This window comes from Rhizobium sp. CFBP 13644 (assembly GCF_014842165.1).
Lineage (GTDB): Bacteria > Pseudomonadota > Alphaproteobacteria > Rhizobiales > Rhizobiaceae > Agrobacterium > Agrobacterium tumefaciens_C.
Genome location: NZ_JACYVF010000003.1, coordinates 98,871 through 111,679, shown reverse-complemented (window position 1 = coordinate 111,679; position 12,809 = coordinate 98,871). Strand labels below are relative to the sequence as shown.

12 protein-coding genes are annotated in these 12,809 nt (G+C 57.8%); 3 read left to right on the top strand and 9 right to left on the bottom strand.

The genetic code is table 11. The features are described 5' to 3' along the window. On the top strand, positions 1-981 hold the full coding sequence (locus IFT53_RS10045) for a DctP family TRAP transporter solute-binding subunit (protein ID WP_192064581.1): 981 nt from the start codon (positions 1-3) through the stop codon (positions 979-981). Between the two features lie 87 nt (positions 982-1,068). On the opposite strand, the gene IFT53_RS10040 is transcribed toward IFT53_RS10045, so the two are convergent. The 5 genes from IFT53_RS10040 to uxuA form a co-directional block, all read right to left on the bottom strand. Then, positions 1,069-2,154 (bottom strand): hypothetical protein, encoded by a 1,086-nt coding sequence (locus IFT53_RS10040; RefSeq protein WP_192064580.1) that lies wholly within the window; start codon positions 2,152-2,154, stop codon positions 1,069-1,071. Then, positions 2,102-3,088: an ABC transporter permease gene (locus IFT53_RS10035; protein ID WP_192064579.1), complete on the bottom strand. Its 987-nt coding sequence runs from the start codon at positions 3,086-3,088 to the stop codon at positions 2,102-2,104. The genes IFT53_RS10040 and IFT53_RS10035 overlap by 53 nt, the downstream gene beginning before the upstream one ends. A 17-nt stretch (positions 3,089-3,105) precedes the next feature. Continuing rightward, positions 3,106-4,608 (bottom strand): sugar ABC transporter ATP-binding protein, encoded by a 1,503-nt coding sequence (locus tag IFT53_RS10030; protein WP_192064578.1) that lies wholly within the window; start codon positions 4,606-4,608, stop codon positions 3,106-3,108. 79 nt (positions 4,609-4,687) lie between these two features. Next, positions 4,688-5,638: a substrate-binding domain-containing protein gene (locus IFT53_RS10025; protein WP_052496877.1), complete on the bottom strand. Its 951-nt coding sequence runs from the start codon at positions 5,636-5,638 to the stop codon at positions 4,688-4,690. A gap of 133 nt (positions 5,639-5,771) precedes the next feature. Further along, on the bottom strand, positions 5,772-6,962 hold the full coding sequence (uxuA, locus tag IFT53_RS10020) for a mannonate dehydratase (protein ID WP_192064577.1): 1,191 nt from the start codon (positions 6,960-6,962) through the stop codon (positions 5,772-5,774). A 131-nt stretch (positions 6,963-7,093) separates the two neighbouring features. On the opposite strand from uxuA, the gene IFT53_RS10015 reads away from it, so the two are divergent. Both IFT53_RS10015 and IFT53_RS10010 read left to right on the top strand, forming a co-directional pair. Next, positions 7,094-7,804, top strand: coding sequence for an FCD domain-containing protein (locus IFT53_RS10015; protein WP_192064975.1), 711 nt, complete (start codon positions 7,094-7,096; stop codon positions 7,802-7,804). Positions 7,805-7,816: 12 nt separating this feature from the next. Further along, a complete protein-coding gene (locus IFT53_RS10010; RefSeq protein ID WP_192064576.1) occupies positions 7,817-8,602 on the top strand; it encodes an SDR family oxidoreductase in 786 nt (261 codons plus the stop codon). Positions 8,603-8,626: 24 nt separating this feature from the next. Here IFT53_RS10010 and IFT53_RS10005 read toward each other — a convergent pair whose 3' ends face one another. The 4 genes from IFT53_RS10005 to IFT53_RS09990 all read right to left on the bottom strand — a co-directional run bounded on the left by IFT53_RS10005 (position 8,627) and on the right by IFT53_RS09990 (position 12,799). Beyond that, on the bottom strand, positions 8,627-9,676 hold the full coding sequence (locus tag IFT53_RS10005) for a tartrate dehydrogenase (RefSeq protein ID WP_192064575.1): 1,050 nt from the start codon (positions 9,674-9,676) through the stop codon (positions 8,627-8,629). 55 nt (positions 9,677-9,731) lie between these two features. After that, positions 9,732-10,655 carry a 2-hydroxyacid dehydrogenase gene (locus tag IFT53_RS10000; RefSeq protein ID WP_192064574.1) on the bottom strand — a complete coding sequence of 308 codons (924 nt, stop codon included), beginning with the start codon at positions 10,653-10,655 and terminating at the stop codon, positions 9,732-9,734. A 103-nt stretch (positions 10,656-10,758) separates the two neighbouring features. After that, entirely contained in the window at positions 10,759-11,883 is a 1,125-nt protein-coding gene (argE, locus tag IFT53_RS09995) for an acetylornithine deacetylase (RefSeq protein ID WP_192064573.1), read from the bottom strand. A gap of 43 nt (positions 11,884-11,926) precedes the next feature. Next, positions 11,927-12,799 carry a GNAT family N-acetyltransferase gene (locus IFT53_RS09990; protein ID WP_192064572.1) on the bottom strand — a complete coding sequence of 291 codons (873 nt, stop codon included), beginning with the start codon at positions 12,797-12,799 and terminating at the stop codon, positions 11,927-11,929. Positions 12,800-12,809 lie beyond the last annotated feature (10 nt).

The following is a 12,809-nucleotide window of genomic DNA, read 5'->3' as shown; positions in this document are numbered from 1 at the left end:
ATGCAGACATTCTTCAAATCTTTCGGGCTGTGCGCTGCGCTTCTCGTTAGCACCGCGCTGTCAGCCTCTGCCGAGACGCAGCTGAAGCTTGCCCATGCCGCACCGGAGGGCGATCTCCAGCAGACCATGTCGATCTATTTCAAGGAGCAGGTGGAGGCCCGCTCCAAGGGTGCGATCAAGGTCACCATCTTCCCGCAGGGACAGCTGGGCAATGATGCCCAGATGATTGACGGCGCGCGGTCCGGCATCGTCGACATCACGATTTCCGGCCTCAACAATTTCACTGGGTTGGTGCCACAGGCCGGCGTGTTCGAACTGCCCTTCATTTTCCCGACGCGTCAGGTGGCCTACAAGGTGCTGGATGGCGAGATCGGTCAGGGAATTTCCGGCCAGTTTACCAAGCATGGCCTGACCGTGCTCGGCTATCCGGAAAACGGCTATCGCAACATCACAAACAATAAGGGCCCGATCCGCCAGCCGGACGATCTGAAGGGCCTGCAGATGCGCGTCAACAACTCGCGCGCATTGAACGATATGTTCGCGCTGCTGGATGCCAATCCGCAGCAGATCCCGGTCGCCGAACTCTATACCGCGCTTGAAACGGGCGTTGTCGATGCGCAGGATCATCCGATCGGCATCGTCGTCTCGTTCAAGTTCAACGAGGTGCAGAAATATCTGTCGCTCACGCAGCACGCCTATTCGCCGCTTGCCATGGTGATGAATAGCGAGAACCTGAAGGGCATGAGTGCCGACGAGCAGAAAATCATCACCGAGGTGGCGAAAGAAGCCGTGGCCAAGCAGCGCGAGATGAATATTGCCAAGGAAGAAGGCATGATCGCGGCGCTTGAGAAGGAAGGCATGAAGGTCAATCGCGATGTGGATTCGGCAGCCTTTCAGGCCGCAGTTCTCCCTGTCTGGGATGGCTTCATTTCGGCAAATGGCGATGCGCTCGTCAACCAGATCGTTTCTGCTTCCAAGTAAGCGCAGCAATTGAACACATAACAGGGCGGGGAGGAGATATCCTTCCCGCCTTTTCCGTTATTCAGCCTTTAAGGCAATCTGCGGTTCTCAAAGGCGCGGCATGCAACGAATGGAGTATCGCGTCGTCAGGCATTCGCCAGCAGTAAAAGCCCAGCTCGTTTCAATTCCGGCCTGCCGAAGCGGATTGTTCGCCGCAGAAACCTGCTCGCCAAGATCAAAAGCAGCGCGAACGGGCTCCATGCCGAGCGCAAGATGTCGCCCGGACCATGGCGCATGCGTGCGGCCGCGATTGGATATCCAGAGCATCAGGCTGGGAAACACATGCCGATCCCATTCGAGCTCCGTAACATAGCCTCCTGCGGTATTCGTCAGTGCTGCCTTGCCGCTTGCGCCGCTCAGCAACAACAGGTTTTCCGAAGGAGACGCTAGGGGCAGCCTGCAAGCATCGATAAAGCTGCCATCACGTGCCGGGAGCTTCGAAAGATCAGCGAAAATAGCATCGCTTTCAAACGGCGTGATACCCCCAGATTCTTCCAGGGGATGCGTGTGAACGGCGGCATAATCGCCGGGGTCAAGGTGCATGGATCCCGGCTCTGAGGAAAGGGTAAATACCGGGTGGAGACCGATTGGCAGGTGGCAATCGCGGCGTGCGCGGATGCTTAGCTCAAATCTCAGCTCGGCTTTCCCGGGTGTTGCAGTGATGCGACGATGCAGATGGGAAATGGCGCTCGATGGCGGATAGTCGATTTCGGCTGTCATTTCCAAAACGCCGTCAGAAGCCAAGCGCCAATGATGGTTCGAACCGAAACCGTGGGGATATGCCCCCGCAACATCCGGTGCGTGGCTTGCCGATCCGGCGTCCAGTTTCCAGCGCTCTGGAAGCGGAGCTTCTGGCGGCATGCCGAACGGCACACACGGCCACTCGCCCCGCAGCCTGCGAAGGATGGGTGGATGATTGCTCAGATCCTCGTCTTCCCAAGGCGCGACATGCAGCGGCTGGACCGGCCTTCCATCTGGCAGACGGAAGGTCACCGGGCCAAGCATCCCGCCGAGGCTCTGTAGCGAGGCTTCGCCGCAATCCCAAACCATATGGACAGACGAGTTGTCCGCGTCTGTCACGTCACGCATGGCCAAGGTGAGGGCGCTCGATGACCAGATTGATGAAGACAGCACCGAGGATCAGTATTCCACGAACCACCTGCTGGGCATAGGGGTTGAAGCCCCAGAGCGTCATGGCGTTCAGCAGAACACCGAGAAACAGGACGCCAACAAAAGCACCCCAGATGGATCCTTTGCCGCCAAACAGGCTGACACCGCCGATGATCACAGCCGAGATGACTTCCAGTTCCATGCCCTTGGCAATCGTCGGGTTGCCGGAGTTGAGGAGCGACGAGTAAACGATGCCACCCATGACCGCGAAGAGGCTCGTGATTACGAGGCAGGTCATGCGAGTCCGGTTAACGGCAAGGCCAGACAGGCGTGCCGCTTCCGCATTGCCGCCGATGGCATAGACGGCACGACCGAAGCTGGTGAAGTTTGCCAGAACATATGAGATGGCGAAGGACAGCAGCAGCAGATAGACGGGCATGGGAATGTTAAAAATCCGACCGCTGCCGATGAAATAATACCAGGACGGGAAGGATTCGATAGGCGTGCCATCGGTGATCATGTTGGCAAGGCCCGCAAGCGTCGCCATCATCGCCAGCGAGGAAATGAAGGTCGGCACCATATAGCGGTTCCGCAGCCAGCCATTGAAGATACCCACTGCGGCACCAAAGGCGAAGGTGAGGATCATGGCGACGATGACCACAAAAACACTTGGTTCGAAGTCTCCGCCAGAGATTGCATTGACGAGCCAAGCCAGAATACAGGCCGAAGCGGCCACCATGGACCCGACGGAAAGGTCGATTTCTCCAACAATGATCAACAGGGTCATCCCGAAAGCGATCATGCCCGGCACGGCGATAGTTCGCAGGATATTCAACTGGTTATCGAGCGTGAAGAAGCCGCGAGCGGTGATCGCCACCAGAATATAGAGAGCGATGAGGATGAGAAGCATCGAGTTGCGCCGCACGAATGCGCCGACTGTCCCGTCGGAGGTTGTCATCGTTGGTATCCTCTTTGTCAGCTTGTGGCCTGACGCACCATGCAGCTTGCATAGAGCGCCTTAGGGTCGAGCTGATCGTTGATGAATTCGTCTGCAATCACGCCGTCACGCAAAATCAAAATGCGGTCACAGCATTCCACCAGATCTTCGAGTTCTGTTGAAACGACGATGCTGGAAAGGCCACGCGTCGCCTGTTCCCAAATGATCTGATAGATTTGCTGCTTGGCCAGAACATCGACGCCGCGGCCGGGTTCGTCAAAAAGCAGGATGCGTGGATCATTGTTCATCCAGTTGCCCACGACGATCTTCTGCTGATTGCCACCGGACAGGCTCGAAACGGGAAGCGACGGGTTGCCAACCTTGATCAGCAGGTCCTTGATCTGACGATCAACGAAGGGTTTCTCGCGCGCTGCGGTCACAAAGCCCATCTTGCTGATCGAATGCATCGCCGCCAGACACAGGTTGGCGTGGCTCGACAGGATTTGCGCCAGTCCGCCGTGCTTGCGGTCTTCCGATGTGTAGCCCAACCCCAGCGCTTTCATCGTCGCGATGGATACATCTTTGATGGTCTTGCCATCGACGATGACTTCGCCGCCGTCCATCGGACCTGCGCCATAGATGGCGCGCAGCAACTCGGTGCGCCCAGAGCCAAGCATGCCCGCAATGCCAAGCACTTCGCCGTGGTGGAGATCGAAGGAGACATCAGCCAGTTTTGGTGCAAGCGACAGGTTGCGCACCTGCAGAACGGGCCGCCCCCTGTCCTTTTTGTGCAGCGGTCTGTTAACCGGCTGGATTTCGCCGAACATCAATTCGAGGATCACATCCGGCGTCGCCTCCGCAATGGGCCGGGAGCCGGTGAGGACGCCATCGCGAAGAGCGGTCACCGTATCAGCAATCTCGGTGAGTTCGGCCAGCCTGTGCGAAATATAAATGATGGTGACACCGCGATCGCGCAGCCGCTTGATCAGCGTGAAAAGTTGCTTCACTTCGGCCTGCGCCAGCGCAGAAGTGGGCTCATCAAGCTGCAGGATCGATGGGTTGAACGACATCGCCTTGGCAATCTCGATAACCTGCTGGCGGCCAATCGAAAGGGACCCGGCTGCCGCATCCGGATCGATATCTCCGGCGCCCATATCATCGAGCAGCGTACGCGCTTTGCGGCGCAGCGCCTTCCAGTCGATGATCGGCGTGCCAGCAATCTTGGGCAGGCGACCGATGAAGATGTTTTCGGCAACGCTTAAGTGCGGAACAAGGCTGAGTTCCTGATAGACGGTAACGATACCGGCTTCCAGCGCTTCGGCTGGACGGGCAAATTGACAGGGCTTGCCATTGACGATCACCTCGCCTGAGCTCGGTTCCGTCGCGCCAGACATGATCTTGATGAACGTGCTCTTGCCTGAGCCGTTTTTACCCAGAAGAGCGTGAACCTGCCCGCGTGAAAAATTGTGGGTGAAGTCGCTCAGCGCGGTCACGGCGCCGTAACGCTTCGTAAGCCCGCGCAGTTGAAGAACCGCCGACATGCCTGCTCCCATCAAGTCAGTAACATCTGGCAGCGGACGCCGATTGCGCCGCGCCGCCAGACGCTTGGGTTTTGGAGACCTACTTCTTCAAGGACTCGACGAAGGTCTTGATGCCCTCAGGCTCGGCACGAGACAGAAGAATGGCCGGAACCGTCGTCTGTTTCTCAACCTTTTCACCCTTGAGGATAGAAAGCGCAGCATTCACGCCCGCAGCACCCATATCAAACGGCGACTGGGCGGTAACGGCCTGTAGAACATTGTCTTTCGCCATCAAACCCTTGGCGAGTTGTTCTGAGCCGTCGATGCCGAACACATAGACCGATCCTGCTTTGCCAGCATTGCGCACAGCCTGCATGGCGCCAACGGTGCCGCCTTCGTTGGCTGCATAGATAACGTTGACGTCAGGATTGGCGGTGAGAATGTCGGTTGCGACCGACACGGCTTTTTCCGGTAGCCAGGCGTCCTGCTCAGTCACGATCTTGACCTGGTTGCCGGCTTCAGCGGCGGTCTTGAATCCACCTGTCCGGTCGCCGCTCTGTTCAGGCAACAGCGACTTGAAGCCGAGTATGGCAACGTTGGCTTTGCCCGCGAGTGTCGTCTTGATAAAGGCACCGGCAGCCTTGCCGGTCGACATGCCGAGATCCTTGTTGGATGTCGAGAAGGTTGCCTGGGCAATCGTGTCGTCGGTCAGGCCACCATTCACGGCAACAACGGTGATGCCAGCATCACGTGCACGCTTGAGAGCGGCAGCCGAGTTCTTGGCGGAAACGGGTGCAATGACGATCGCGTTCACTTTGCGGGCGATGTAGGTGTCGATTGCCTGCGATTCCTTGGCTTGGTCGCCATCGATGTTGGTTTCGAGTATTTCTGCCCCTGCCTTTTCGGCTGCGCTGCGCATACCGGCCTGAAGCGACTTCATGAACTGGTCACCCTGGAAAACGATGCTGGCGACAACCGGCTTGTCCGCTGCGTTGACAAAGCTAGTCCCGGCCATCAGGCCCAGAGCCGTCATGGTAATAAAGGTCTTCATAGTATCTCCTCCCTTTGAGTTTCTGTCGGACTGACGGTTGGGTCTCCTACACCCCAATCGTCAGAATTGAACCGCTGACCCATCAACACGAGATGTGGGATGGGCAGGATATCGGACGTTCAGCTAAGCTGCGTCACGCGCCGATGCCATGCTCGAGCTGATCGACTGCGGCGATGACGCCGCGAAGTTCCGCCAGCCCTTTCAGCCTGCCAATGCAGGAATAGCCCGGGTTGACGGTTTTATTCTGGTCATCGATCAGCAGATGCCCATGATCCGGTCGAAACGGAATGACGCTATCCGCTCGCCCTTCGGCCTCGCGGCGCTTTTCTTCCCCGCGCAGCACCGAGATCAGCGACACCATGTTCACGTCGCCATCCAGATGGTCGGATTCGATGAAGGAGCCGTCAGCCTCTTTCTTCACATTGCGAAGGTGAGCGAAGTGAACCCGGCTTGCAAAGCGCTTCGCCATCTCCGTCAAATCGTTGCCCACGCGAGAACCATAGGAACCGGCGCAAAGCGTAATGCCGTTGGCTTCATGATCGACGGCACCGAGGATAGTCTCGATATCCTGCGCTTGCGAAACGACGCGCGGCAGACCAAACAGGGAAAACGGCGGGTCATCGGGGTGGATGCCGAGGCGAACACCGTATTCCACCGCTACCGGCACGATTTCCTTCAGGAACTCGACCAGATTGGCGCGCATGTCGTCGGACGATATCTCATCGAAACTGGCGATCTGCTCGCGAATTGTTTCGCGCGTGTGGGTATCTTCCTTTCCTGGAAGACCGGCAATGATGTTGGTCTCCAGGGTTAGAAGCTCGTCCTCGGTCATCGCCTCGAAGCGCTGGCGCGCCACCGCGATCAACTCAGGCGCGTAGCTTTCCTCAGCGGCACGACGTTTCAGCACGAACAGGTCATAGGCGGCAAAATCAGCCATATCGAACCGAAGCGCCAGACCGCCCGCTTCTGTGGGGTAGCGCAGGTTCGTGCGCGTCCAATCAACCACCGGCATGAAATTGTAGCAGACAACGGGAACTCCAGAGCGCCCGAGATTGGCCAGACTGTCCTTCCAGCTATCGATATATTGGCGCCATTTCGCATTGCGCAGCTTGATTGCCGAATTGACGGGAATGGACTCGCAAACAGACCACACCATGCCTGCGCGCTCTATCGTCGCCTTGTGGGCAAGTATGTCATCCACACTCCACGTGCGCCCATCATAGATATGATGCAGCGCCGTGACGACACCGCGAGCACCGGCCTGGCGGGCATGTGACAAGGTGACCGGATCATTGTTCCCGAACCACCGCCAACTCTCCAACATTGACGTCTCCATTCCTTAATGTTGGACAATAAAGGCATTGTGGGAGAAAATTGGCAAGAGAAAAATGAATTTGCAATAATAAGGCCAACATATTATGGCTAGCTGAGTGATAGAGGAGGTTCCCGTTGAAAGTGCCTGATCAGGACAGCAAGCCGTCAGCTGTCGATGAAGTCGTCGGTCAGATCAGAGCCTTGATACGCGAACGCGGCCTTGGTGTTGGCGATGTTTTGCCCAGCGAGGTGGAGCTTGCGGAAATGTTTGCGTCCAGTCGCAACACTGTTCGCGAAGCATTTCGCACGCTGAAAGCCTATGGCATTGCCGAATCTCGCCAGAAGCTCGGCGCTGTGCTGACAGACCAGCATCACAACGCCATGCGTGATCTCTTCGCTTTTGCAATGGATGTATCGGCAGATGCGTTTCAGGACATTCAGGGCTATCGCCGCCTGACGGAAATGAACCTTTTCGATCTGCTGTGCGAACACCTGACGCCCGAAAAGCTGGAGGAGATCGAGGCCGTCAATGCTGCGATCCTGACGGCTGGCAGTGCCGAAGAAGCCTCCGAGCTCGACTTCAAGTTCCATATGCTTCTGGTGACGGCGGCTGGAAACCGGACGCTGACAGAAACCTATGGCATGTTGAAGCCGGTGATTCAGCGGTTGATGATGGCTGGCAAGTCGAAACGCTCCACCTTGAAAGGCGTCTTCGGTGAACATCAGTCGATCATCGAAGCCCTGCGCAGCAAGGACAAGATCGCTTTTTCTTATCATATGGACCGGCATTTGAGCGCGGGTCTGGTGTTTATTCCAAATGCGACCGTTTTGCGGGATTCCAAGAGCAAATAAGGGACCGATATCGTGGGTGAATTCGCTGACAAGATTGCTGTCGTAACCGGCACCACGGGCATTGGCCGCGCCGTGACGCTCAATTTGGCGCGCAGCGGTGCGCGTGTCGTAGCCCTTGGCATTGATGTCGCGGCCAACAAAGAGCTGGCCAGCCTTGCAAAAGCTGAAGATCTTGATGTTCTGGTGCTGGAAACCGATGTTTCCGATCCACAGGCCGTCCGCGTTGCGCTTGAAAAGGCCGCCGCACTCGGTAGCGGTATCGATATCATCGTCAATTCTGCAGCAGTCCACCCCTATGGTGACGCCACCGAAACTCCATTCGATACATTCATGCGCTGTATGGCCGTCAATGTCGGCTCGATCCATCTGACGGCCCAGTTCGGCGTTCCAGAAATGCGCAAGCGCGGAAAAGGAGTGATTGTCAATATTTCCAGCGTGCAGGGCCACGCCTGCCAGAGCGGCGTTTCCGCCTATGTTGCATCGAAGGGCGCGATCCACTCCATGACCCGCGCCATGGCGCTCGATTTTGCGGCGGATCAAATCCGCGTCGTTTCCGTCAGTCCGGGTTCCGTCCGCACCCCGATCCTCGAATTGGCTGCGCGCACTTTCGAGGGGCCGGATGCGGATATCGACGCGGTGTTCCAACGCTTCGGCGCGGCCCATCCACTCGGGCGCATTGGAGAGCCGGAAGAGGTCGCCGTTCTCGTGGCATTCCTCGCCTCCGACAAGGCAGCCTTCATCACCGGCACCGATCATCGCATCGATGGCGGCCTGACCGCTGGCATTGGTGTGCGCTGAGGAGGAGCTATCCTCCTCAGGCGCTTATTGTTGCAGCGCTGCCAGCACGGCCGCCGTAATCGTTTCAGTCTTGTCCTTGCCGGGCACGGTGCCGATCCCCTTTGCCGTTGCCGCTTCGATGGCCGTGATGATATCGGCGGCGGCCTGTTTTTCGCCGAGATGATTCAGCATCATCACACCGGACCAGATGGCTGCGATGGGGTTGGCAATGCCCAGATGTGCGATGTCGGGTGCGGAGCCATGGACGGGCTCAAACATGGATGGGGCGGAGCGATCTGGGTTGATGTTGGCAGAGGCCGCAAAGCCAAGCCCACCCTGAATGGCTGCCCCCAGATCAGTCAGAATATCGCCGAACAGGTTGGAAGCCACTACGACGTCAAGCGATTCCGGTGCCATAACCATGCGGGCCGCCATGGCATCGATGTGATAATTCGTCACCTCGACATCGGGATATTCAGCCGCAATTTGCGCCGTCATCTCATCCCAGAACACCATGGAATATTTCTGCGCATTGGACTTGGTAACCGATGCCAGTTTCTTGCGGCGAGATCGTGCCTGCTCAAAACCGAAGCGCAGAATACGCTCCACGCCCGTGCGGGTGAAGATCGAGGTTTCGACCGCCACTTCATCCGGCGTTCCGACATGAACCCGACCACCCGCGCCAGAATATTCCCCTTCGGTGTTTTCGCGAATGCAGAGAATATCGAAACCGTCTTTCTTCAGCGGCCCCTCGACACCCGGCAGCAGCCGGTGGGGGCGAATGTTTGCGTATTGAACGAAGGCTTTGCGGATGGGCAGCAGCAGGCCGTGCAGCGAAACGGAATCAGGCACTTCAGCTGGCCAGCCCACGGCACCCAATAGAATGGCGTCGTGTCCCCGGAGAATATTGATCCCATCTGCCGGCATCATCGCGCCGGTTTCCTTGTAGAAGGCGCAGGACCACGGAAACGTCGTTCCGCTCAGCGTGAAGCTACCCTGCTTTTTCGCCGCTGCCTGCAATATGGTCCAGGCAGCATCAATCACCGCAGTGCCGATGCCGTCACCGGGAATGATAGCGATGGAATGGTTTTTCATGGGTTTCATCCGCTTTGAAGATCAAATGGGTTATGTTTTGGCGCACCGTTGCCGTTCAATAGCCACGGCTACGGTCGATGAGGCCGATGGGATCAAGGCCGTTTTCATGCCGACGGATATTGTCGATGACGGCTTTCGCTGCCGTTTCCGGCTGGGTCACGGACGCAATGTGCGGGGTGATCATGATGGCGGGGTGCTGCCACAATGGATGGTCCGCAGGCAGCGGTTCCGGGTCGGTCACATCAAGCATCGCGCCGGAGATATGGCCGCTGTTCAGCGCATCTATCAGGGCAGGCTGATCGAGCTGCGGGCCACGACCGGCATGGATAAGTGCTGCACCAGCAGGCAGCTTCGCAAAAAGTTCGGCGTTCAAAAATCCACGCGTTTCTGGCGTCAGCGGCAGCAGGCAGATGAGAATATCGGTTCGCGTCAGAAAGCTGTCCAGCTGATCTGCGCCATGGTAGCAGGTAACGCCATCAATGCTATGTTCGCTGCGGCTCCAGCCTGAGAGCGCAAAGCCAAAAGGTGCCAGCCTCTCCAGAACCGCCTTGCCAAGATGACCAAGGCCCAGCACGCCGACGCCTCGCTCATGCGCCTGCTTCACCGGCAAGGCTTTCCATTCGGCTTTGGCCTGCTGTGCCAGATAGTCTGGCAGGCGGCGGTGGAGCGCCAGAACGTCAAGTGTCACATATTCCTGCATCATTCGCGTGATGCCATCTTCCACCATCCGCACCAGTTTCACATGGCCGGGCAGGGCCGATGTATCGAACTGGTCGATACCGGCCCCAATAGAAAACAGGATTTCGAGATTTCTATAGCGCGCAAGGTCTGTCGGCGCTGTCCATGTCATCAAATAGCGAACGCTTTCAGGGTCGACGGTGGCCGGGTCGGATGCAAACGGCACATCCGGCAGGTCCTGCGCAAATTGCTGCGCGAAGATTTTTGCGCGGGCTGCGTCGGAATTGAATAGGAATGTCATGCACCGGTCCTCGTCTTTCAGTCGCCCAACGTGGCGTATTTCCAACCGCAGTATGCGCTGACGCAAGGGTGACGCTCAGCACATCTGACCGTTTTTAAAAGCATCAGGCACTCAATCCCGTTCCAAGCGCAACCAGCATGCGGTGGCAGGCGGTTAGCTCGTCTCGGGTAATGAACTCGTTTGCCTTGTGCGCGCGCCCGATATCGCCCGGACCGCAGATGATACTGTCGATGCCAGCTGCCTGATAGAGCCCGGCTTCGGTGCCATAGCTAACGGCGGCCAGCGGCTCTATGCCCGTCAATTCGCGCAGAAGTGCGGTGAGGGGGGCATCAGTTGAAAGCGACAGCGCCGGATACTCGCTCAATGTCTCGAAGCTGACATCGAAACCTTTGTTTCGCAGCACCTCGGTCGCATCGCGCAAGGGTTGGAGCAGGCCCGCGGGCGAAACGCCTGAAATTGCTCGTGCCTCAATGTCCGCAATGCAAAGGTCAGGAATGATGTTGACCGCCTGTCCCCCGCTGATCTTGCCAACCTGAAGCGAGGAGTAGGGCGGTTCAAAATTCAGATCGAACGGACCGTGGGTCAACGCATCTGCAGCACTTACGGCGCTCGTCAGTATCTCGCTCATCGCATGGATGGCGTTCAGACCCAGATCAGGGCGTGAGGAATGGCCAGAACGCCCACGGACGGTGATCCGCGCCGCCGCCTTACCCTTGTGGGCGCGGATGGCGCGCAGGCCACTCGGCTCGCCGACAATGCACATGTCTGGAAGCGCGCATAGCGTGGGGATTACTTTGATAAGATGCGGCACACCCTTGCAACCGGCTTCCTCATCATAGGAAAATGCAAGATGGATGGGCCGCTTCAACGGCATTTTGGAAAATTCCGGCAGGGCCGCGAGGGCGCAGGCCAGAAAGCCTTTCATGTCGCTGGTGCCGCGCCCAAAGAGAGTGTCGCCATCGGCATGCAGGGAAAAGGGGTCGCTGGACCATTCCGCTTCGCCCGCCGGAACGACATCCAAGTGGCCGGAAAGAATGACGCCCGGCACATCACGTGGGCCAATGGTTGCGAAGAGGTTCGAGCGATCCCCTTCAGGGCCAAGGGCTGTCGTCACATGCGCACCGTGACTCCGGGCGTAATCCGCAATCCAGTCAACGATATCGCCATTGGGTTGGCCGACAACCGAGGGAAATGACACCAGTTTTTGCAATATGTCGAATAGCGTCATTCAGCCTTGTGCCTTTTCTGACAGATGGAGTAATGCAAGGTCATCAACCCAGTGCGTGCCCGGCCAGACCGTAAACCCAGGGAGCATTTTGGCTCCTGTTCAGGAACCTTCGCCCTTTGGACATGGTCGTGGTAACTTCAGTCGGATGAAGGCCGCACGCCACCAGAAATTCTGCGAAGGCCCCTTCCTCTCTGGTGTCAATCCGCGTGTACTTGCCCTCAAGCGACGCCAAATGCCACGCGACCATCTGCATTGCATCTGCCTCGTTCGAGGCGACCACAGGGCCGATGACCTGACCCGCCCCGAAATTGCGGCGCATCGCATAGCCTGCAACTTCACCATCTCTTCGCAGCACGCATGTCACTGCAGCCTCTGAAAGCACCCGAAGCAATTGTGCGCGCTCGGTCCCGAATGCCGCCTTGTCCAATGCGCTCACTTCATGGACAGATTGGGCGGGTAGCTCGCTCAAAATGCCGTCTGGCTTTGGCAAGGTCGGCACCGCCGACACGACACCGTCATGCATAGAGACCTTTCCCTCAGCGTCGAACCCAAGCGACATATAGAGCGGATAGGCGGCTCTGGTCGAATTCAGCGCGAGACTCCGGCCACGACACTTGTCCATCACCTGTTCCATCAACCAGCGACCTGCACCATTCGCTTGGGCGCGCGGGGTTGTGATAATCAATCCCACGGTCGCAAAATCCTCGCCATGTGGAAACCACATGGCGCTGCCGAAAATCCTGCCGATGTCATCAACCGCAACGATGCCTTGTCCGACACGCCGCAGCAATTCCCAGTCCGCTGGCCGGTGGGGCCAACCGACGCCGAGGGACAGCGCATGGAGCGCCTGCACATCCGCCTCGCTGATATCTTGCGCGACCAGATCAAAAGATTTCACGCGGACCGATACTGCCACTGGAACCCCC